The sequence below is a fragment of the Neisseria sp. 83E34 genome (genome assembly GCF_001308015.1).
Lineage (GTDB): Bacteria > Pseudomonadota > Gammaproteobacteria > Burkholderiales > Neisseriaceae > Neisseria.
The window spans coordinates 66,836-88,035 of record NZ_LGYH01000002.1 but is presented as its reverse complement, the minus strand read 5'-3'; the positions used below and the strand labels follow the sequence as shown (position 1 = coordinate 88,035).

Annotated in this window: 22 protein-coding genes and 2 tRNA genes; 5 read left to right on the top strand and 19 right to left on the bottom strand. The window is 50.4% G+C overall.

What is annotated here, in order from left to right:
* The first annotated feature begins 233 nt into the window (after positions 1-233).
* Positions 234-794 (top strand): opacity family porin, encoded by a 561-nt coding sequence (locus AKG09_RS02695; RefSeq protein WP_054617952.1) that lies wholly within the window; start codon positions 234-236, stop codon positions 792-794.
* Positions 795-952: 158 nt separating this feature from the next.
* Here the strand turns inward: AKG09_RS02695 and murG are convergent, their stop codons facing one another.
* The 19 genes from murG to mraZ all read right to left on the bottom strand — a co-directional run bounded on the left by murG (position 953) and on the right by mraZ (position 17,332).
* Positions 953-2,020, bottom strand: a complete 1,068-nt coding sequence (murG, locus tag AKG09_RS02690) for an undecaprenyldiphospho-muramoylpentapeptide beta-N-acetylglucosaminyltransferase (protein WP_054617951.1) — start codon at positions 2,018-2,020, stop codon at positions 953-955.
* 3 nt (positions 2,021-2,023) lie between these two features.
* Positions 2,024-3,184 carry a putative lipid II flippase FtsW gene (ftsW, locus tag AKG09_RS02685; protein ID WP_054617950.1) on the bottom strand — a complete coding sequence of 387 codons (1,161 nt, stop codon included), beginning with the start codon at positions 3,182-3,184 and terminating at the stop codon, positions 2,024-2,026.
* A 146-nt stretch (positions 3,185-3,330) separates the two neighbouring features.
* Entirely contained in the window at positions 3,331-3,765 is a 435-nt protein-coding gene (locus AKG09_RS02680) for a hypothetical protein (protein WP_054617949.1), read from the bottom strand.
* 130 nt (positions 3,766-3,895) lie between these two features.
* Positions 3,896-5,233 carry a UDP-N-acetylmuramoyl-L-alanine--D-glutamate ligase gene (gene murD / locus AKG09_RS02675; protein ID WP_054617948.1) on the bottom strand — a complete coding sequence of 446 codons (1,338 nt, stop codon included), beginning with the start codon at positions 5,231-5,233 and terminating at the stop codon, positions 3,896-3,898.
* 152 nt (positions 5,234-5,385) lie between these two features.
* Positions 5,386-5,883 (bottom strand): group II truncated hemoglobin, encoded by a 498-nt coding sequence (locus AKG09_RS02670; protein ID WP_054617947.1) that lies wholly within the window; start codon positions 5,881-5,883, stop codon positions 5,386-5,388.
* 16 nt (positions 5,884-5,899) lie between these two features.
* Positions 5,900-6,982: a phospho-N-acetylmuramoyl-pentapeptide-transferase gene (gene mraY, locus AKG09_RS02665; protein WP_054617946.1), complete on the bottom strand. Its 1,083-nt coding sequence runs from the start codon at positions 6,980-6,982 to the stop codon at positions 5,900-5,902.
* 95 nt (positions 6,983-7,077) lie between these two features.
* Positions 7,078-7,248 carry a hypothetical protein gene (locus tag AKG09_RS11830; protein ID WP_156320779.1) on the bottom strand — a complete coding sequence of 57 codons (171 nt, stop codon included), beginning with the start codon at positions 7,246-7,248 and terminating at the stop codon, positions 7,078-7,080.
* A gap of 25 nt (positions 7,249-7,273) precedes the next feature.
* Positions 7,274-7,570 (bottom strand): hypothetical protein, encoded by a 297-nt coding sequence (locus AKG09_RS02660; RefSeq protein ID WP_054617945.1) that lies wholly within the window; start codon positions 7,568-7,570, stop codon positions 7,274-7,276.
* Entirely contained in the window at positions 7,567-7,959 is a 393-nt protein-coding gene (locus AKG09_RS02655) for a DUF4105 domain-containing protein (RefSeq protein WP_054617944.1), read from the bottom strand. Before AKG09_RS02655 ends, AKG09_RS02660 begins: the two co-directional genes overlap by 4 nt.
* A gap of 106 nt (positions 7,960-8,065) precedes the next feature.
* Entirely contained in the window at positions 8,066-9,430 is a 1,365-nt protein-coding gene (murF, locus tag AKG09_RS02650; RefSeq protein ID WP_054617943.1) for a UDP-N-acetylmuramoyl-tripeptide--D-alanyl-D-alanine ligase, read from the bottom strand.
* A 143-nt stretch (positions 9,431-9,573) separates the two neighbouring features.
* Positions 9,574-10,035, bottom strand: a complete 462-nt coding sequence (locus AKG09_RS12320) for an Abi family protein (protein WP_197272101.1) — start codon at positions 10,033-10,035, stop codon at positions 9,574-9,576.
* Positions 9,972-10,541 carry an Abi family protein gene (locus tag AKG09_RS12315; protein WP_197272100.1) on the bottom strand — a complete coding sequence of 190 codons (570 nt, stop codon included), beginning with the start codon at positions 10,539-10,541 and terminating at the stop codon, positions 9,972-9,974. The genes AKG09_RS12320 and AKG09_RS12315 overlap by 64 nt, the downstream gene beginning before the upstream one ends.
* Before the next feature lie 43 nt (positions 10,542-10,584).
* Positions 10,585-11,106, bottom strand: a complete 522-nt coding sequence (locus tag AKG09_RS02640; RefSeq protein WP_197272099.1) for a M23 family metallopeptidase — start codon at positions 11,104-11,106, stop codon at positions 10,585-10,587.
* 76 nt (positions 11,107-11,182) lie between these two features.
* The gene (locus AKG09_RS02635) at positions 11,183-12,202 is read right to left on the bottom strand and encodes a zinc ribbon domain-containing protein (protein ID WP_054617942.1); all 1,020 of its coding nucleotides are present in this window, start codon (positions 12,200-12,202) and stop codon (positions 11,183-11,185) included.
* Positions 12,203-12,332: 130 nt separating this feature from the next.
* Positions 12,333-13,808 (bottom strand): UDP-N-acetylmuramoyl-L-alanyl-D-glutamate--2,6-diaminopimelate ligase, encoded by a 1,476-nt coding sequence (locus tag AKG09_RS02630; RefSeq protein WP_054617941.1) that lies wholly within the window; start codon positions 13,806-13,808, stop codon positions 12,333-12,335.
* 36 nt (positions 13,809-13,844) lie between these two features.
* Entirely contained in the window at positions 13,845-15,602 is a 1,758-nt protein-coding gene (locus AKG09_RS02625) for a penicillin-binding protein 2 (protein WP_054617940.1), read from the bottom strand.
* A gap of 16 nt (positions 15,603-15,618) precedes the next feature.
* On the bottom strand, positions 15,619-15,879 hold the full coding sequence (ftsL, locus tag AKG09_RS02620) for a cell division protein FtsL (RefSeq protein ID WP_009115449.1): 261 nt from the start codon (positions 15,877-15,879) through the stop codon (positions 15,619-15,621).
* Between the two features lie 38 nt (positions 15,880-15,917).
* On the bottom strand, positions 15,918-16,880 hold the full coding sequence (gene rsmH / locus AKG09_RS02615) for a 16S rRNA (cytosine(1402)-N(4))-methyltransferase RsmH (RefSeq protein WP_054617939.1): 963 nt from the start codon (positions 16,878-16,880) through the stop codon (positions 15,918-15,920).
* Positions 16,877-17,332 carry a division/cell wall cluster transcriptional repressor MraZ gene (mraZ, locus tag AKG09_RS02610; protein ID WP_009115447.1) on the bottom strand — a complete coding sequence of 152 codons (456 nt, stop codon included), beginning with the start codon at positions 17,330-17,332 and terminating at the stop codon, positions 16,877-16,879. Before mraZ ends, rsmH begins: the two co-directional genes overlap by 4 nt.
* Before the next feature lie 328 nt (positions 17,333-17,660).
* Between mraZ and AKG09_RS02605 the strand changes: the two genes are divergently transcribed.
* From AKG09_RS02605 to AKG09_RS02590, 4 genes are all read left to right on the top strand, one after another.
* On the top strand, positions 17,661-18,818 hold the full coding sequence (locus tag AKG09_RS02605) for a class I SAM-dependent methyltransferase (protein ID WP_054617938.1): 1,158 nt from the start codon (positions 17,661-17,663) through the stop codon (positions 18,816-18,818).
* Positions 18,819-18,972: 154 nt separating this feature from the next.
* Positions 18,973-19,049: transfer RNA gene (locus AKG09_RS02600), tRNA-Met, on the top strand.
* Positions 19,050-19,055: 6 nt separating this feature from the next.
* A tRNA-Ala gene (locus tag AKG09_RS02595) sits at positions 19,056-19,131 on the top strand.
* Between the two features lie 258 nt (positions 19,132-19,389).
* Positions 19,390-21,195, top strand: coding sequence for a DUF294 nucleotidyltransferase-like domain-containing protein (locus AKG09_RS02590; protein WP_054617937.1), 1,806 nt, complete (start codon positions 19,390-19,392; stop codon positions 21,193-21,195).
* Positions 21,196-21,200 lie beyond the last annotated feature (5 nt).

Here is a 21,200-nt window from a genome sequence, read left to right as displayed (position 1 = left end):
TTTTTCTTTTAATTCAATAAACTAAAAAATAAAATCATTTAAAATAATTTCAAATAGCAATAATCATCCACCTTTACCTTACTTTAACCAAAGCGCAGCCCCGCCAAGCTTTTTCTCTTGTGCCATTTCCTTATAATTGATTCCTCATAAATTTCACGGCTGAAAGGCTCGGTTTAACAGCCTATCGCCGCTTTCACTCATTCCGCAACACACTACGTTACAAGGAAAACATCATGAAACATACTTACCGCAAAACCGCTTTGCTGCTCGCCGCATTAACCGCCGTTTCCGCCCCGGCCTTGGCTGCCGGAGACAAAGGCTTTTATATACAAGGCGATTTGGGCGTTTCACGCGTTAAAGCCGATGCCAAAGTGTTGGAATTCAAAAAAACCGGCTTCACACCGCGTATCGGCGCCGGTTATGACTTCGGCACCATCCGTGTTGCCGCCGATTACACCCACTACCAAAACATGAGCGCCCACCATCAAAATGGCTTGAACGCCGAAGTGAAAGCCAAAAGCGCCGGCATCTCCGTAGTTTACGACATGCCCGTTTCAGACAATTTCGAGCTTTATATGGGTTCGCGCCTGGCAATGAACAACATCAAAATGGACGCTTCCCGTGCAGGAGACCGTGCTGCCTCTGATGAAACCAAATTCGGCTCGGGCTTTTTAGCCGGCGGCGCTTATCAATTTAATGAGAACCTAACGCTCGATGTAGGCTACCGCTTCAACCGCTTGGCTGCTGATTTCAATGCACATGAAGTGAGCGCCGGTTTGCGTTATAAATTCTAAACTGCCTTTAATCAAAATGCCTGTCTGAAAACAAACAACGCGGGTTTTCAGACAGGCATTTTTTGTATGACGACAGCCAAACTACTTATTTAATAACACACCGTCATATTATTTCTAAGCTGATTCTCTATATACCTTTAGCATGGGGAATCAATCCACTAATTGGCGACGTGCACCGCAATATCCGCCACATCATCCGCACTATGCGGCATGGCCAGCGTGCGCGCGTTCTTTGCCCAAGTCAGGCACTGTTCGCGCGTGAGGCCGCCGAGAATAGTGGCAAGTTTGTCTGCCGTGAGCTCGTTTTGCGGCAGCAGCAGGCCGGCATCGGCTTTCACCATAAAGCGGGCATTGGCGGTTTGGTGATCGTCAACCGCATAAGGATAAGGCACCAGCAAAGCACCCACGCCCGCAGCGGTCAGCTCCGCAATCGTCAGCGCGCCGGCACGGCAAATGACCACATCGGCATGGCTATATACTTTTACCATGTCATTGATAAATTCCCTGCACTCGGCTTCAGCACCATGTTTGGCATATGCCGCCTGCAAAGCCTCCAGTTTGCCGCGCCCCGACTGATGGTACACAATCGGCCGTTTTTCCGGCGGAAGCATACCCAATGCGGCAGGCACGGTTTCGTTTAATACTTGCGCACCCAAGCTGCCCCCCACCACCAATACTTTCAATCGGCAATCGCGCTTGGCAAAACGCGCCTCCGGCTCAGGCATGCCGGAAATTTCGGCACGCACGGGGTTACCGACCAAGCCGTCGGGTGCGTCAAATGCTTTGGGAAACGCATACAGCACACGGCGCGCCCAGCGGGAAAGCATCTTATTCGACAAACCCGCCACGGCATTTTGCTCGTGTATCACCAACGGCACGCCGGCTAATTTGGCCGCCACTCCGCCGGGAAACGTCACAAAGCCGCCGAAGCCGATGGCACAGGCGATATTGTGTTTTCGGATAATTTCCTTCGCTGCGGAAACGGTTTTCATCAAGGTAAGGGGCAACATCAGCTTACGCTTGAAGCCGTTACCGCGCACGCCCTTAATCGCCAGTGTTTCCAAAGGAATATTATGCTGCGGCACGATGCGCGTTTCCATTGCGTCTTCGCTCCCCAGCCACACCACTTTGTGCCCGCGCTTTTGCAAAGCCTGCGCTACCGCCAACGCGGGGAAAATGTGTCCGCCCGTGCCGCCTGCCATCACAAGAAAAGTTTTACCGCTCATGTTTTATCCTTCAATTTTATAGCCGCGCATTTTCTGGCGGTTTTCAAAGTCTACCCGCACCAAGAGCGCCATGCACACCAGCATCACAATGACCGCCGAGCCGCCGTATGACATCAGCGGCAGCGTCAACCCTTTGGTGGGTAACAGGCCGATATTCACGCCGATATTGAAAAAACTTTGAATACCGAGCCAAATTCCGATGCCTTTGGCAACGAATGCGCTGAAATAAAGCTCCAAATCCCGCGCCTGTTTGCCGATGGAAAACGCGCGCAACACCAGCCACGCATAGCAGCAAATCAACGCCAGCATTCCGAAAAAGCCAAATTCTTCAGCTATTACCGCCAGAATAAAGTCGGTGTGCGCTTCGGGCAGGTAAAAGCGTTTTTCCAAACTCGCCCCCAACCCCACGCCGAACCATTCGCCGCGTGCAATCGCCATCAAAGCATGGGCAAGCTGATAACCTTTGCCCATCGGGTCTTCAAACGGGTCGAGAAACGAGGTGATCCTCGCCATACGGTAAGGCGCAATCACAATCAATGTGCCCATTCCCATCACGCTTACCGACACAATAATACCAAACCATTTGAGCGGCAGGCCCGCCAAGTAAACCAAACCGAGAAAAATCGCCGAAGCCACTACCGTCGAACCGAAATCCGGCTCCATCATCAGCAAAAACAAGCCGATTACCACCGGCAGCCCCACATACCACACTTTTTTCAAATCGCGCAAAATCTCGGAGCGCCGCGTGAAGAAGCTTGCCAAATAAAGAATGGTGGTGAGCTTGAACACTTCCGAAGGTTGTATATTAAACGGCCCCAGAGCAATCCAGCGCTTGGCGCCGTTAATCTCCCGCCCAAACAGCACCACTATTAGCAACACCAAGCTAATTATCAGCAACACAGGCGTAGCCTTTTTCCACACCCGCATAGGCACTTGAGTGGCAGTAATCCACGCCGAAGCAGCACCTATGCCGACAAAAATCATCTGGCGCGTTAAATAATGCCACTGGCTGCCGCCGTCGTGTCCGGCGTACGCAATGGATGCCGAATAAATCATCATCATGCTGAACGCCGTCATCAGCACCACCACCCAAATTAAATTTTGGTCGTAGCGGTAGCCTTTTCTGAGGATTTTTCGGTCGAGAAGTTTGGATTCGGTAATCATGATACAACTTAATCTAATTTGAATAATCGGTGTTCAGACAGGCATTGGCAAGGTTAGATACTCAATGCCTGTCTGAAAAACTGCTGTCGTTATTTCACTACTTAAAGAGTTTTTCACCATCGAAGAGTTTCAGACAGGCATATAAACTATGCCAAAGCTTTCTCAGATGATTTTCTTTTAGGCAGCAATGCAGAACAAATAAGCGCCGAGCCGCCGCCGGCCACAACAAATAACAAAGAAGCAGTACCCAGGCAAATACCAAACACGCCGGCAAACAGCATGCCCAGCACAGTCATAACGGCGCTGCCCCAAATGCTTCTGAACAATCTCAGACCCATCACGGCAAAACCTGTCATCATGGCCGGCAAAGCACTAACCAACCAGCTTGCCAGCATAAAGATGCCTAAATCTTGAAAATATAAATTGCCGGGCAAAAGCTCGTGATAAAACAATCTGGTGATGAACACTACCACCATTCCCAAAGGGCCGCCGAAAAGGCTCATAAGCAGTAGCAAAGGCAAATAATCCCGCTCTTCCAATGGTTTGGCCGATTCTTCGGGCTGATGATTCACAATGTTCATTCAATTTTCCCATCCCCTGCAAACATCGGATTCACCGAGGGCATGTCATGACACGCACTTTGTCTGCTTTCCCGTCCAACCGGTGCTTCTTTGTTTTAGTTTCTTTTGTAAAAGGCCTGTCTGAAAACCCTTACAACGCCTCAAACGCCTCGACAAACACCTGCGCCCGATGGGCATAGCCTTTGAACATATCAAAGCTCGCGCAAGCCGGGCTGAGCAAAACGATATCGCCGCTTTGCGCCAGCTTGTAGGCCGTCTGAACCGCTTCTTCCAACGTTGCGCAGTCAATCAAATCCACGCCGCAGCCGGTCAAATCGCGGCGGATAAGCGGCGCATCCACACCGATCAGCAGCACGGCGCGGGCTTTGTTGTGCAGCGCGGCGCGCAGGGGCGTGAAGTCCTGCCCTTTTCCCTGCCCGCCCGCAATCAACACCAACGGGTTTTGCAAACCGGCAATCGCGGCCGCGGTGGCGCCGACATTGGTACCTTTGCTGTCGTCGATAAACGTGATGCCGTTTTTCTCGCCGACTTTTTCTACGCGGTGCGGCAAGCCTTTAAAGGTTTGAATATGTTGCAGCAATTCGGCTCGCGGCAGGCCGACGGCTTCGCACAAAGCCAAAGCCGCCAACACGTTCGCCGCGTTGTGCAAACCTTGCAGGGGAATGGCGGCGGTGTCCAACAAATCGTCCGCGCCGGCTTTCAGACGGCCTGCTTGAACATCTGCCCAATAATCGGCCTGCCCTTCCAAAGAAAACCATTTGATGTCGCGGTTCGGGCGTTTCATGGCGCGGCACATCACATCATCTGCATTGAGCACCTGCACGCCGCTGCCGCGGAAAATTTTGTCTTTGGCATGGGCGTAGTCGAGCAGATCGTCGTAGCGGTCGAGATGGTCTTCGGAAATATTCAGCACCACCGCAGCATCGGCGGCAAGATGGTCGGTGTTTTCAAGTTGGAAACTGGATAACTCGAGCACCCATACGTCCGCCGCTTTGCCGCCGCGCTGCATATAGGCTTCCAGCACGGGTGTGCCGATATTGCCCGCTACCACGGTGTCCAGTCCGCATTTTTCGCACAGATAGCCGACCAAACTGGTCACGGTGGTTTTGCCGTTGCTGCCGGTGATGGCGATGATTTTGTCGCTTTTGCCTTTCAACTCGTGCGCCAAAATTTCCACGTCGCCCAACACCACGCCACCGCTTTGCTTGAATGCCTCGATTTCAGGCGTGCGCTCGCTGATGCCGGGGCTGAGGGCGAGGATATCGAAGCCGTGCGCCAAAGCATCTTTCAGACAGCCTGTATAGCAGCTTAAGCCGTTAAACCGCTGCTTTAATTCCGCCTCACGTTCAGTTTTCAGACAGGCATCATAAGCCGCCACCTGCGCACCCTGCTGCTGCAAAAACGCAATCATCGAAACACCCGTGCCGCCCAAGCCGGCGACTAGGATTTTTTTGTTTTGCCAGTTCATTTTATTACTCTGAATGTGTTCGTCATACTCGGGCTTGACCCGAGTATCTTGTTATCTGTCAGGCCGTCTGAAAAACCTCTCCCTGCCGTTTGGGAGATACTCGGGTCAAGCCCGAGTATGACGGACGGTTTCCATATCAATCATGATCGTTTTCAGACGGCCTCAAAAAAACCCGCCACACCAAACGCCTTCAACACCGCTACCAACTCCGGCAGCCTATCCTCAGGATTCCCCGCCATCGGCGGCATGGGCGGCGCGTGTTCCGGTTCGTTTTGGTTGCGCATCCAATCGGCCAATACAAACAAGCGCAGCAGCAGCGGTTGTGCCCATGCGGGCTTGACCGACAATTCCTGCAAGGCTTGGGCGAAACAAGCGATCCATTGGTTGCGCGTGTTCATGCTTACGGCAAAGGGAAAATGCCGCTGGCGCAAGCGCGGATGGCCGTGCGCCTGCTCATACAGCGGTGGGCCACCGAGCCAGCCGCTTAAAAATTGGAACAGGCGTTCGCGGGCATAATCCAGCGTTTCGCCGTGTTGTCCGCGCAGTTCGGCATATTGCGGCTCCAGATCCATCAAATCGTAGAAGCGGTCGGTCAATTCCTGCACACCCGCTTCGCCGCCCAGTAAGTTATAGAGGGTTTGTTGTGTCATATCGTTTCAGACGGCCTTAACGCACCTTCAGCGTACTCAAGCCGATCAGCACCAATACGATGGTAATAATCCAAAAGCGCACCACTACTTGCGTTTCTTTCCAGCCTTTTTGTTCGTAGTGGTGGTGAATCGGCGCCATCAGGAAAATGCGTTTTTTCGTGCGTTTATACCAGCTCACTTGCAACATCACGGAAACGGCTTCCACCACAAACAGGCCGCCCATAATCACCAGCACGAATTCTTGGCGGATAATCACGGCCACGGTGCCGAGTGCCGCGCCCAAGGCCAGCGCGCCCACGTCGCCCATAAACACTTGCGCGGGGTAGGCGTTGAACCACAAAAAGCCCAAACACGCGCCGCACATGGCCGCGCAGAAAATCACCACTTCGTTCGCGCCCGCCACATACGGCTGCTGCAAATAGGCGGCAAATTCGGAGTGGCCGCTGGCATAAGCAAAAATCGCCAAACCACCCGCCACCAACACCACGGGGAAGGCGGCCAAGCCGTCCAAACCGTCGGTGAGGTTCACGGCATTAGAAGTGCCGACAATGGTTAGATAAGCCAACACAACAAAGCCGAACACGCCCAGCGGCAAGGCGACTTGTTTGAAGAAAGGCACAATCAGGATATTGTTGGCCGAGTTCTGTGCCACATAAAACAGCAGCAAGCCCGCCGCCAATGCCACGCCCGACTGCCACACCATTTTGAACCGCGCCGACACGCCGTTCGGGTCTTTATAAACAACCTTGCGCCAGTCGTCGTAAAAGCCCAGCGCGCCGGTAGCCAGCAACACCAGCAGCAGAATCCAAATATAGATGTTGCCGAGATTACCCCACAGCAGCGTAGACACGGTAATCGCCGTAAGAATCAGCGAGCCGCCCATCGTGGGCGTGCCGGTTTTAATCAGGTGGGTTTGCGGCCCGTCGTGGCGCACGGCCTGGCCGACTTTCAGCTCGGTAAGCTTGCGGATGGTCCACGGGCCGAGTAAGAGTGAAAAGACCAAAGCGGTCAACGCCGACATCACCGCGCGGAATGTGGTGTATTGAAAAACGTTCAGCGCGGAAATCCAGTCGCTGAAGTGTGCTAACCATAGAAACATGGGGTTTACTTCCTTTTTTGTTGTCGTATTTTTATATTAATTAGGCCGTCTGAAAAAGCTTCAAATATTCTCAAACCTGTTTTCAGACAGGCATTTTATTGATCGGTTTTGTGTTCAATCACGCATATCGGATAACCGCCGGGCTGCTTGCCGCCGCCTAAATCCAGACATAAATCATCATAAACATAGGCTTGAAATTTCATGCCTGCGTAAAAAGCAGCCACCAGAGCGGCGATGAAAATAATGGTTTTGAGTGTTTTGTTCATATTTAAGATTTTTGAATTTAATTACCTATTCATCCAAAGGCGTAAAAGCTTCATCTTCGATAATCAGCCCTGTTAAACCGTTTTCACAACGAATTTCTACGAAACGGTCTGTTTTTCCATATTTTTCATTACCTAAAAAACAGATACTTCCTTTGGGTATCATGAAATCTACAGTTGACAAGTCCACCTCACCCGTATCAGATATACTGTAAGCAGCATCCGTACTGTTATATCCGGGTACATTTCTTAAAGCTTTTACTTTGATTTCTTGTGAATGGCACGCACTCAACAGGAAAAATGCCATACAAAAATATTTTTTCATTTTTTAGGATAAATCCTTCTTTTAATTACTCGAGGAGATTTATTTAAGCCATCCATTATGTCTGATGGCGAGAGCATCCCACCAAAACTCCAACGCGGGTCAACAATAAGAATGTCGGTTACACCAAATACATTTACCATGGCGGAAGAGCAACTATTATCAATTAAATTGTATGGCTTATTCTCTTTTCTCTGCTTTTGTATCTCGTTTAAAATTGCATCTTTTTCTGCTTTGGTAACAGCAAGTGTATAACCCCAAGTGTCCCTACGCATATTTACCTGCTGTCTTAAGATATAGCTAACTTTATGATTAACACTCCAAATACTAACCGCTCTTCCATAAACAGTTCCGTCAATATCAACTGCAACATGCCCAAATTGAGACCCCATATGCCTTCAGCTTGAATCGCTAACTAAAATTTCAACAGTTTCTTCCATAAAACACTCCCTATGTAAATATAGTCAAAGTAATAAATAACTAAAAATTGCTTACTTCTTATTTACTCTCATTCAACAACGCCTCAACCACTTCTTCCATCTTCATAAAGCGCGAGCCTTTCACCAACACATTCGCTCCTTGCGGCAAATCGTGCGCCAGCACTTGAATCAGCGGGTCTTTGTCGGCGAACCACAGGCCGTTGCCGCCGAAGGTTTCCGCTGCGTGCGCGCTGTCGTTGCCGACAAAATAGGCCGCTTCGATGCCTTTGCTGCGGGCGTATGCGCCTACTTCGGCGTGCATGGCGGCGGCTTCGTCTTCGCCGAGTTCGCCCATATCGCCCATCACAAACACGCGCGGGGCGGGGAGTTGGGCGAGCACGTCGATAGCGGCTTTCATACTGTCGGGGTTGGCATTGTAGGTATCGTCGAGCACGGTTGTGCCTTTGATGCCTTTTTTGATATTCAGACGGCCTTTGATGTTGGCAAAACCGGCGAGGCCGTCTGAAATTTCTTGCAGGCTCAATCCGGCAGCTTGGGCGAGCGCGGCGGCAGCCACGGCGTTGTGGACATTGTGTTTGCCGGGCACGGGCAGTTTGACAGCGGCGCGCTCTCCGCCGCACACCAAATCAAATTCGCAGGAAAGCGGGTTCAACACGATATTTTCCGCGTGGATACCGCCCTCTTCCGCGCCGAAAGTTTGGTATTTTAAGCCTTGTGTTGCGGCTTGAAAAACAGCGGCATTCGGGTCTTGGCAGGGAATCAGGGCGAGGCCGTCTGAATCCAGCCCTTGGTAAATCTCACTTTTTGCTTTGGCAATATCGCCCACGCCGTCGAAGCCGCAGCCGACATGGGCGCGCAGGGCGTTGTTGACCAAAGCCACATCGGGCTTGGCAATGCGTGTGAGTTCGGCCAACTCGCCGAAATGGTTCATCCCCATTTCAATCACGGCATAGCGGTGCGCAGACGTGAGTTTGAGCAGAGTCAGCGGCAGGCCGATATGGTTGTTGAAATTGCCCGCCGTCGCCAGCACGGCTGCTTCGCCAAAGCGGTGGCGCAACACGGCAGCCAGCATTTCTTTGACGGTGGTTTTGCCGGACGAACCGGTGATGCCGAACACAAACGGATGGATATTTTCCCGCCACGCGTGCGCCAAATCTTGCAGGGCTTTGAGCGTATCGGCCACTTTCAACGCACCCGGCAACGCGGCACAGTCTTCACGCGACACCACGGCTGCGGCCGCGCCTTTTGCCAATACGTCTGCCACAAAGTCATGCGCATCGAAGCGTTCGCCCGCCAATGCGAAAAAGACATCGCCGCTTTGAATGTCGCGGCTGTCAGTAACGATGCGTTTGACGGTTTGGTTGTCAGACGGCATCGGCAGGTTGAGGGTTTGGCAGATGAAGTTTAGGTTTAAGGGTTTCATGTTGTTTTTCAGTTTTCTTTATTAAGCCTGTCGGCACTTCACACTTTTATAAACACTTTTTCATTGATTAGATAAGTACTTTTGTGTATTATCAGAAATGACATGACCGTCGCCTCTGCACAAAATTGTGTACGCGGCGGTTTTTATTTTTGCCATAAATCCCATTCTTTGTAATTCTCAAGCAAACCGAACTTGGTCAAACTCACTCTACTGTTTTCCTTACTGTCGGGAAATTCACGCATTAAATCATCAAATCTCACAGACCAATTTGAATTGGGGCAAAGTATTTTCATCATTTTCTGCATAATGCAAAAATAGAAAAAAGGTTGTTTGCTATCAATTTGTTTCCAGTATTGGTCTTGGGTTATCGGTGCGGAAGAACGCGAAATTTTAATGTTCCACAAACGGTCGTGATGGGCTGCAATATTACGTATTTCATTTAAGCTGTTCAGCCATTGTGCAAAAATATCTCCGTTTACTGCACCATATTTTCGAGCAATCTTGTTTTTATCATCATGCTTCAATCCGCCGTACAGCCAAGTCATCGCACCGAAATCCCATAAACAGCTTGCCACCCAAATCGGCAGGCAGCCATATTTTTCCATATTGTGCTTGAGTAGCAGCAAATCCCTTTTTTGGCTTGGCATACTAACTTTTCAAACCGTTCCAACCATTCTTCATGGCCTGTTTTGCCGCTATTTTTATTTTGCCGTTTTGTAAAATTACCATGCAGGCAATCAGGATTGGTATGTGCCATCGGATCACGCTCTCCCAAAAGATGAACTATATCCACCTTAATAGCCGTTTCGATCCTTTCAAGTGCGTCCAAAGCTGAAAAGCGCAGTTTTTTATCAAACAAATACAGCGACAATACCGTTTCAAAATCACTTTCTTCAGAAAAATCGTCCAACAGCTTGCTTTGTGAATCATCCCACTTTCGAAAAACATGAAAATATCCACTCAACCGGTAATAACCTATCCGACTCAAATACTTTTCTGCCCTCACAGCATCCGGTACATTCATTCCCCTACTTTGCAAAAGTCTTACCAAATCTGAGAAATCACGCCAAGGCTTCAACTCAATATATTTGTTTTCTTCATTATTATTCATATATTTGATTTAACTATAAGCAGTATTTGTTATTTCAGACGGCCTATCTACCCTGATCGATCAACGGATAAGGATTCACCGCTCCGCTTGGCAAATAAACACCGTAATGCAGATGCGGCCGTGTTTTTTTAGCGTTGCCCGTATCGCCCACATAACCAATCACTTCGCCTGCTTTCACGCGGCGGTAGAGTTTGCGGCCGGCGAATTTGTCCAAATGAGCGTAGTAATGCCACGCACCCGGGCCTTGTATGCCGACCACTTTGCCGCCCAAGCGGTTTTTGCCGAGTTTGGTAACAATGCCTGCAGTGGTACTACGTACCGGCGTGCCTGTTTTGGCGAAAATATCCACACCCTCGTGTTTACGACCGCCGCTGCGCGGTGCATGCCAACTGTCGTCGAAAGAGTGGCCTTTCACGGGGTTGATCAGGCTTTGCTCGGTGGGCGCAGGCATAGATCTTAATGCGGCTAATTCTTGGGTTGGCCGCGGGGCGTGTTTGGTTTGGCAACCCCATACAAAGATTAAGCAGATAATGCACAATATCCGGCCGGTGTACTTCGACATCATTTGGTCAACATCCTTTCTTTTTATTCAGACGGCCTTTCTGCGGTAAGGAGGTCGTCTGAAAAAGTTGCCTGTCTTACTACATGGTTTCCCGTATATGTTTCATTAACGTTTTCGGCGTAGCAAACGTTAATTCATACATACTGCTTAAGGCGGCGGCTTGGGTAGCTTCCAAATCCGTTGCCAATACGATAAACCGCTCGGCAGGCAGGTTTAGCCGTTTTTTCAAACGGACGTATTTTTCAATGTCTTTGCGGAATTCGCCCGACTTGCATTCAATAATCAACGGTGGCTGCCCAAGCGGCATTAAAACCACATCCAACTCATAAATATCTTCATTGCCAAACTTGATTTTTACATTGCGAGCACAAGAAAAAGTATAGGTTTTACCCCGCTGCTTGGCCTCAGTCAGCATTTTTCCCAAAACGTACCACTCCAGCCAACCACCGCTAAAGAAATGTTTGATGGCCGCGGCTTTTTGTAAATTCAACCGGATAACTTTTTCCTGTTTTTGATAAAAATATTTCGCAAACAATGTATGGCTGTAAAACTGACGGCACAAATTATTGATTAATTGCGCATCTTTTTGCGCCATTTTGCCGACATCAATGTTGATGCCGGTATGGCTGTTGCGGTATGCCCATCCGATACGCCCTAAAATGTCTTTGGTAATGTGGTATTTATCGCCGATTTCTGCTGCAGCCTCATCGAAATAACCGCTCATATCCACTGCGGAATAATCAAATGCAGGCACAATATTTTGCTTAAAAAACCATTGTTTCAGCGGCTCGTGCTGTTCTGCCGTAGCTAATACATCGGTGGCAGCAAGGTTAACACCTATCAATAAATTACTTTGCTCATGTTCCGCCTGCTGTGCTTGTTGCTGATTATGTTCTTCTGTGGATTCCTGCTCTTGGATTTTTAAAGCCTGCAACTCCCGATTTACCGCAAAATAACGCTCTAAAAGTTTTTGAACAAAAAACAAAGTGTCATAAACCTTATTGGGTGCATGACATTTAGGACAACCTACTTCCGCCATATTCGGCTGCCAAGCATGTTCTGCCAAATGTCCACATTTGTTGCAACGATAAATACCCATACGTTTTCCTTTCTGTTTTGTTTAGTGAGTTTTAAATATTTTTATTGTTCAGACGGCCTTTTCAGACAGGCATTTGAAATACGCCCATACTAAGGCCGTCTGAAAGCGAACTTTGTGAGCTTCGCTAAAATTATCTTCCCGCCAACGCTTTTTGTGCTTCGTCAAAATCGGAAAAATAATGCTTCTGACCCTGCACGTCCTGATAGGTTTCATGGCCTTTGCCGGCAATCAGGATGATGTCGTTGGCGGCGGCGTGTTTAACCGCGTATTCGATGGCTAGGCGGCGATCTGTTTCGACGTGTTCGGGCTGGGGAACGGCGGGCAGGATGTCGTTGATGATGTCGGCAGGCTCTTCCATGCGCGGGTTGTCGCTGGTAACGACCACTTTATCCGCGCCGGCAACGGCAGCCGCGCCCATCAGCGGGCGTTTGCCTTTGTCGCGGTTGCCGCCACAGCCGAACACGCACCACAGGTTTGCGCCTTGCGGTTTGATTTCCTGCAAGGTGGCGAGTGCTTTTTCAAGGGCATCGGGGGTGTGGGCGTAATCAACTACGACAAGCGGCTTGCCGGGGTTCATGATGCAGTCCATACGGCCGGTGGCGGGGCGGATTTGAGCAAGCACGTCCAACACTTGCGCTAAAGAATAACCGTCGGCACACAATACGCCGACGCATGAAGCGAGGTTTTGGGCATTAAAGCGGCCGAGCAGGCGGGTTTTGACTTCGCCGCTGCCCCACGGAGTGTCGAGCTGCACGGCCATGCCGTCTGAAGAGGCGGCAAAATGAGTGATGCGGATGTCGGCCTGTTCTGAAAAGCCGTAGCCGTACACTTTTAATTCGGGGCGTTCTTTTTTCAGACGGCCTGTTAATGCTGCGCCGAACGGGTCGTCCACATTAATCACGGCGTGCTTCAAACCTTGCCAGTAAAACAGGCGGGATTTGATTTCGCCGTAGGATTCCATGCTGCCGTGATAGTCGAGATGGTCGCGGGTGAGGTTGGTGAACACGGCCGTCTGAAAAGGCACGCCGTTCACGCGGAATTGATCGAGGCCGTGGCTGGACACTTCCATCGCCACGGCTTTTGCGCCTTGCTGTTTAAACCGGTGCAACAGGGTTTGCACGGATACGGGATCGGGCGTGGTGTGGGTGGCTTCCTGCAATTCGCCCCAGAAACCGTTGCCGACCGTGCCGATGATGGCGCATTTTTCATTCAGCAAATCAGCCGCCTGCGCCAGCCATTGGGTAACCGAGGTTTTGCCGTTGGTGCCGGTTACGCCCCAAACTTTGAGGCCGTCTGAAAGATTGCCGTACACTTCGGCCGCTACGATGCCTGCTCTGTGACTCAAATCGGCAATACCCTGATTCGGCACGTTCCATTCGGGATTCCACGCGAATTTACCGTCGTCGTCCCAAAAAACAAAAGCCGCGCCGTTGGCAACGGCAGCGGGGATATACTCGCGCCCGTCGGTGTATTCGCCCTGACAGGCAATGAAAATGTCGCCTTGTTTGATTTTACGGCTGTCTGAATGCAACAAACGCCCTGCTGCGTTTTCACACAGCAAGGGCGGTAAGTCGGTTTCAGCTAAAGGAACCAAGTCGCTGAACATATTAATACTTCTCTTATTCTATTTAAATCATGCGGTTTAATTTGATTTTTGGGCAACATGAATGGTGGTGGTGTTAGTCAGCTGCTTGGTAGGCGCCACCCCTAAAATATTCAGACTGCCAGACATAACACTTTTGAATACCGGGCCGGCAACCGTGCCGCCGTAATAGCCGTTTTTAGTCGGCTCATCCACGTTCACAGCCACAATCACACGAGGATTTTCCGCAGGCGCGAAACCAACGAAAGTTGCCATATGCTTGTCGCTGGCATAACGACCGTTAACCAGTTTGCGCGCCGTACCGGTTTTCGCTGCCACGTTAAAACCTTCTACCGAACCGGCCGTACCCGTGCCGCCCGGCTCGGTTACGGAAACCATGATTTTACGCATCAAAGCTGCGGTTTCAGGCTTAATCACCTGCTCACCCTTCGGCGCCATCAACTGCTTCTCAAAGCTGATGGGTAATAAGCGGCCATCAGTGGTAAACACGGTATACGAGCGGGCAAGCTGCAAGAGGCTGGTTTGCAATCCGTAGCCGAACGACATAGTTGCCTGACTAAACGGCTGCCAGCGTTTCCAGTTATGCAAAATACCGGCGGTTTCCCCCGGGAAACCCGAATGCATGCGTTTGCCAATGCCTACGCTGCTGTAAAACTCATACATTTCCTGCGGGCTGAACATGGCCGAAAGTTTACTGGTGCCTACGTTGGAAGATTTCTGCATAATGCCGCGTAGGTTCAAGGCCGCATACACATGGGTATCGCGCACCACGTTACCGCCGATTGAATAAGGATGCGTGTTGAACCAAGATGTTTCATTTACTTTGCCCGAATCAATGGCTTTCGCAATTGGGAAAGGTTTCATAGTCGAACCTGGTTCAATCATATCGGTTACCGCGCGGTTGCGGCGCTGCTCACTGCTCGCCTGGCCGGGGCGGTTCGGATCATAAGCGGGGCTGTTGACCAAAGCGAGAATTTCACCGGTTTTGGCATCCAGCACAACTGCGCTGCCGGCTTTGGCATTGTGATGATCAATGGCTTTGTTCAACTCATCATAGGCAAGCGTTTGGATACGCTGGTCGAGTGACAAAACCAAATCATTGCCGTTTTTCGGGTCACTGTTGCGCGGGGAATCCAAGCTATCGACAATATTGCCTTTGTTATCGCGCAAAACCACTTTGGCGCCGTTAACGCCGCGCAATTCTTCTTCGCGCGAAAGTTCCAAGCCTTCCTGGCCTTTGCCGTCGATATTGGTAAAACCAATTACATGCGCAAACAGATTACCCATAGGGTATTGACGCTTGGCTTCTTTTTGGAATGCCAAACCTTTAATCCCCAAATCTTCTATCTGCTTGGCTACTTCATGCGGCAGCTGGCGCTTGATATATACGAAGTCTTTATCTTTTTTCGACAGCTTTTCCTCAACTTCGCTTTCAGGCACACCTAACAATTTCGCTAGTTTGATGATTTGCGCATTAGTCGGCATCTCATCCATTACAGAAGGAATAGCATACAGTGATTCCGTAGGTGCACTCAAAGCAAGCGTGGCGCCGTTTCTATCGGAAATCATGCCCCGTGAAGCCGTAAGCGCAACTGTACGCACAAAACGGCGATCCCCCTGATCTTTCAGAAAAGCATGTTCGCTGGTTTGCAGATAAACGCCCCGGCCGATTAAGGCCACGAAAGCCACTGCCAAACCGCCAAGCACAAACAGGATACGCCCGTTGGTGCCGACTCCTTTCGGCACCTTAGGCTGTTTGGCCAGCATTTTGGGTTTATATTCGTTTTTGATTAACATGCAACTATTCTCTAAATTATTTTACTTCCACGATCTGCGTATCCTCTTGAGCGGGCGGACGGAGATTTTGTTCTTTTGCCGCCACCTTAATTAGCTGGTGGTTCGCCAACTTGGCCTGCTCGAATTTCAAACGGGCATATTCCTGCTCCAGCACCGTTTTCTGCTTCTGCGCTTTATCCAGCGCGATAAAATACTGTCGCGACTGGTTTTGCACGGTTACCACTGACACGCCGGATACCAAAGCCAATGCCAGCAGCAAAATATTCAACTTATTCATAGCAACTTTTTCAGACAGGCATAGCACCTGCCCTGATTTTATACATCTTGTTCAAACACACCGCTTGTGCGCTCCGCCACACGCAACACCGCAGAGCGCGCGCGGGGATTCATTCTGATTTCTTCATCAGAAGGCTTAACAGCCTTACCGATTGCCTTCAAAGGCGGCTGCGGTAAATCCGCTTCCCTTATCGCAGCCCATTTAGGCAGCGGCGCATGAGTGGAATACTGCTTGATAAACTGCTTCACGATACGGTCTTCCAACGAGTGAAACGCAATCACCGCCAGCCTGCCGCCTTCATTTAATCTTGCTACCACTTGCGGCAGCACCGCTTTTACTTCTTCAAGCTCACGGTTGATGAAAATCCGAACGGCTTGGAATGTCCGGGTCGCCGGATCTTGACCGCGCTCACGAGTACGGACGGCTTGTGCCACGAGTTTCGCCAGCTTGCCGGTTGTATCAATAGGGCTTTCCTCGCGTTGCGAAACAATGGCGCGCGCAATCTGGCGACTAAACCGCTCTTCACCATAATTCTTAATCACCTCATGTAATTCTTGCTCTTGGGCCACCGCAATCCATTCGGCAGCCGATATACCCCGCGTCGTATCCATCCGCATATCCAGCGGCGCGTCATAACGGAAGCTGAAACCGCGCGTACCATCGTCAATTTGCGGAGAAGAAATACCCAAATCAAACAGAGCGCCGTCTATTTTATTTATGCCCAATTCATTCAAGGCTGTCTGAAACGTGGCAAAACCATCATGCACCACGCTCACACGCTTATCATGCTCCGCCAGCACCAGCGCCACAGCAATTGCCTGCGGGTCTTTATCAAACACCACCAAACGGCCCGCCTCACCCAGCTTCGACAAAATCAGACGGGAATGCCCTCCCCTGCCGAAAGTACCGTCTACATAAATGCCGTTTTCACGAACTGCCAAAGCATCCACCGCCTCGTTCAGCAAAACGGTTACATGCTGGAATGCCGCCTGCTCCGTCATAGCTGCAAATCCGTTTGCGCCAATTCCATTTCCAGATCTTCAGGATCGGCATCCAAAGCCTGCTCCATTTCAGCCTCCCAATGCTCGCGACCCCAAAGCTCCAAGCGGTTGGCGCGACCGACCAAGGTAACTTCTTTATCGAAATCAACGCGTTTTCTCAGGTTGGCAGGCAGCAGGATGCGGCCGGCGCCATCCAACTCCAAAGTATCGGCATTGTGCAAAAGCAGGTTTTGATAACGCTGCAACACAGGTTTCCCGGCCACGGGCAAAGCCAAAAGCTGCGCCGCCACACCTTCCCAAACACTTTCGGGATAAATCAGCATGCGGCTGCGCGAATCCAACGTAACCACCACAGAAGGCGTATAGCGGCGCAGCAAAAGCTCGCGGAACTTGGCAGGAATCGCCAACCGCCCTTTGCTGTCTATGCTTAATTCATGAACGCCGCCAAACAAAATGCTTCCTCCTGAGGTCGGAATAATATTCTTTTGGGATTTTGGTGCACTTTAATACACTTTACCCCACTTTGTGACACTATAAAAAAAATCTTCTTATTGGTCAAACGCATACAATCCAAAAAAACAACCGCTCAGACAAGCACTTACCTTTCATTACTGACACATACTCTATCCTTACACGCCAACCCCGCATGAAAAACCCAACAAACACTTACACATAGGCAAAATGCCTGTCTGAAAAGGCTAATCAGCGGGGCATACACAGCAAACAGCTTCACACGTTATAATAAGAACAAACACTCTTATTTTTACAAAATATAACAATATGAAAACAACACTTCCGCCACCATCCGCAGAAGCGGCTGCCGCCAGCGAACAACTGCAAACCATGATCCGCGAAGAAATCCAAGCCCAAAACGGCTGGATTCCGTTTTCACGCTTCATGCAACTGGCGCTCTACGCCCAAAAATACGGCTATTACACCGGCGGCGCCCACAAAATCGGTGCAGCCGGCGACTTCATCACCGCCCCCACCCTCACCCCGCTATTCGGGCAGACACTCGCCCGACAACTCAACACCCTTTTACCGCAAACCGAAGGCAATCTTTACGAATTCGGCGCAGGCACGGGCGACTTGGCAGCTACCTTGCTGCAAAACTGCGCCGAAACCCTCTCGCACTACTACATCATCGAACTTTCACCCGAGCTTGCGGAGCGCCAAAAACAGCACATCGCTACAGTTGCTCCCGAACATGTCGGCAAAGTTACCCACCTCAGCTGCCTGCCCGAACAATTCAACGGAATCGTCATCGGCAACGAAGTGCTGGATGCTATGCCATGCGAACTCGTGCGATATAGCAGCCAACATTACCAACGCCTCGGCGTCAGCCTTTCAGACAGGCATTTCACGCTTACACCCCAACCGCTTGAACACCCCGGCCTGCAAGCTGCCGCCGAGCAATACATTCCGCCGCAAGAAGGCTACACCAGCGAGCTGCACCCGGAGCAATACGCATTTGTGCGCACGCTGGGCGACCGTTTGGCGTGTGGCGGCATTATCCTGATTGATTACGGCTTCGATGCCGCCCAGTATTACCACCCGCAACGCAACGAAGGCACGCTGATCGGCCACTACCGCCACCACAGCATTCACGATCCTTTTTTCAACATCGGCCTCACCGACCTGACCGCTCACGTTAACTTTACCGACATCGCCCAAGCCGGTACCGATGCCGGCCTCGACCTTATCGGCTATACCACGCAAGCCGCGTTTCTGTTGAATTTGGGCATTACCGAATTATTGGCCGCAACATTTCCACCGCAAAAAACCGATTCACCCGAATACATCCGCGAAGCAGCCAATCTGCACAAACTAACCGCGCAGCACGAAATGGGCGAATTATTCAAAGTCATCGCATTCGGGCGCGGCATTGATGTGGACTGGCAAGGTTTTGCTTTCGGTGATATTTGTCACAAACTGTAAGCCGCTTGTTCATAAAAAATATGCCTGTCTGAAAAATCTTTACCGCGCTTTCAGACAGGCATTATTTTCAATAAAATCAAACAATAACAAAATCCCACTAAAATACTGTTTGACAAAATACAAGCAAACCATTAAATTACGGCCTCTCAAACAAGGCGAATTAGCTCAGTTGGTTAGAGCAGAGGAATCATAATCCTTGTGTCCGGGGTTCGAGTCCCTGATTCGCCACCAAATTCCGGGGGTATAGCTCAGTTGGTAGAGCGCTTGCATGGCATGCAAGAGGTCAGCGGTTCGATCCCGCTTACCTCCACCAGTGAAACGAAATCGAAGCCTGCTGATGTTCAGCAGGCTTTATTCATTTCCAGCTTTCCGGTGTATCCCTATAACAAATAAACTTATTTTTGATAAAGGGCAGCAATAACGGGCGCACAAGTTAAGTTTATTTATCATAATCTCTATGCCTGTCTGAAGCCGGTTTCAGACAGGCATTTATTTATGCTGAAAACATGGCATAATAATCTGCACACCATAACCAAAATCCTGAATATAAAAAGGAAACAAGGAGAAAACCATGGAGCGTTTCGACTTCGGCTATGCCCCCTACGACAGCCTGAGCAGCCAGCAGCGGCGCATTTTGCAGGAAGCTGTGGATATTGCGTTTTTCGATGAAGACGCCTGTATTATCGAGCCGCAGCAGCCGATTGAGCATTTATATGTGGTAATCAAAGGCTTAATCAAAGAAATCAATAGGGACGGGGAAATAGTGGCGCTGTATCACGCGCATGATACGTTTGAAGCGCGTGCACTGGTGGAAGGCGTCAGCCAGAATCAGTTTGTGGTGGCGGAAGAAGCCTTGGTTTATCTGATTCCGAAAAAAGTGGTAACCGAGCTGGTGGAATCCAATGCCCAATTCGGCGCTTATTTTTATGCATCGGTAGCGGAAAAACTGGCCAGTTTGTCGGGCAACAAGAGCGAGGAAGAGTTCGCCAGCCTGTTTACCGCCCGCGTACGCGATGCTTACCGCCAAAACAGCGTTTGGTTGGACGGAAATGCCAGCATTTTAGAAGCAGCCGTTGCCATGAAAGAAGGCAAAACCAAATCGCTGCTTATCCGCCATGAAGGCCGCGTGGGGCTGTTTACAGAGTCGATGTTCCGCAATATTTTGATTGACGGCATCCCTTCAAGCGAAGCGGTGCATAAATGGACGACGTTTGATTTAATCAGCGTGGACATCGACGATTTCGTGTTTAACGCCTTATTGCGCATGATGGAGTTTTATATCCAGCGGGTGGTGGTTACCGAAAACGGCGAAGTGATCGGCTCGCTGGAGCAGATAGACGTATTGGCTTATGTGTCTAACCACAGCCATTTGGTAGCCCAGCGTTTGGAGCGTGCCGACAGCATTGATGACTTGGTAGGCATTGCGCAGCAGATGACCGAATCCATCCGCGCACTGCGTAAAAACGGCGTGCGTGCGCCGCAATTGGCGCAACTGATGCAGGTATTAAACTCCAGCCTGTTTGAAAAAGCCTGGCGGCTGATTGCTTCGCCTGCTTTATATGAGAATTCCTGTCTGATTGTGATGGGTTCGGAAGGGCGCGGCGAACAAGTATTGAAAACCGACCAGGATAATGCGCTGATTCTGCGGGAAGGGTTTGACCAAGCTGAAGCCGCTGCCGCCGCCGAACAATTTTCAGACACGCTTTCCCGGCTGGGTTATCCGCCTTGCAAAGGCAAAATCATGGTTAACAATCCGGAATGGCGCAAACCTGTCACTGAGTTCAAAAGCATGGTTGCCGGCTGGGCGCGCTCGCCAAGCCCTGCTTCCATGATGAATTTGGCGATTTTCATTGACGCCAAAGCCGTGGCGGGTGATGCCTCACTGCTGTCGGAAGTAAACGCGCATTTGCGCAAATATTTAGGCAACGATGTGGGCATGCTGATGACGTTTGCCCGCGCGGTAGAACAATTCGACAGCCACGAACAAGGCTTTTTCTCGCAGCTCTTGCGACGCGACCGCCAAGAAAAAATGGACATCAAGAAAATGGGGCTTTTCCCGGTGGTGCACGGTGTACGGGCGCTGGCGCTGGAAGCGCGTATCGAAGATACCGGCACGTTCGACCGCCTGCAAAAGCTGGCTCATATGAACGTTATCGACGAACATCTGGCCAAAGATGTGGCCGAAGCGCTGCGCTATCTGATGGAAATGCGCCTCAAGGCCGGACTTTTGGGCATGCATAACGGCCATGTTACCGAGCCGAACCAAGTGGATTTGCAAAGTCTCACCACGCTTGAGCGCGACTTGCTCAAAGAAGCGCTGCAAGTGGTTAAACGCTTCAAAAACGTGGTGCGCCACCATTTCCATTTAAACACTTAGGAGCG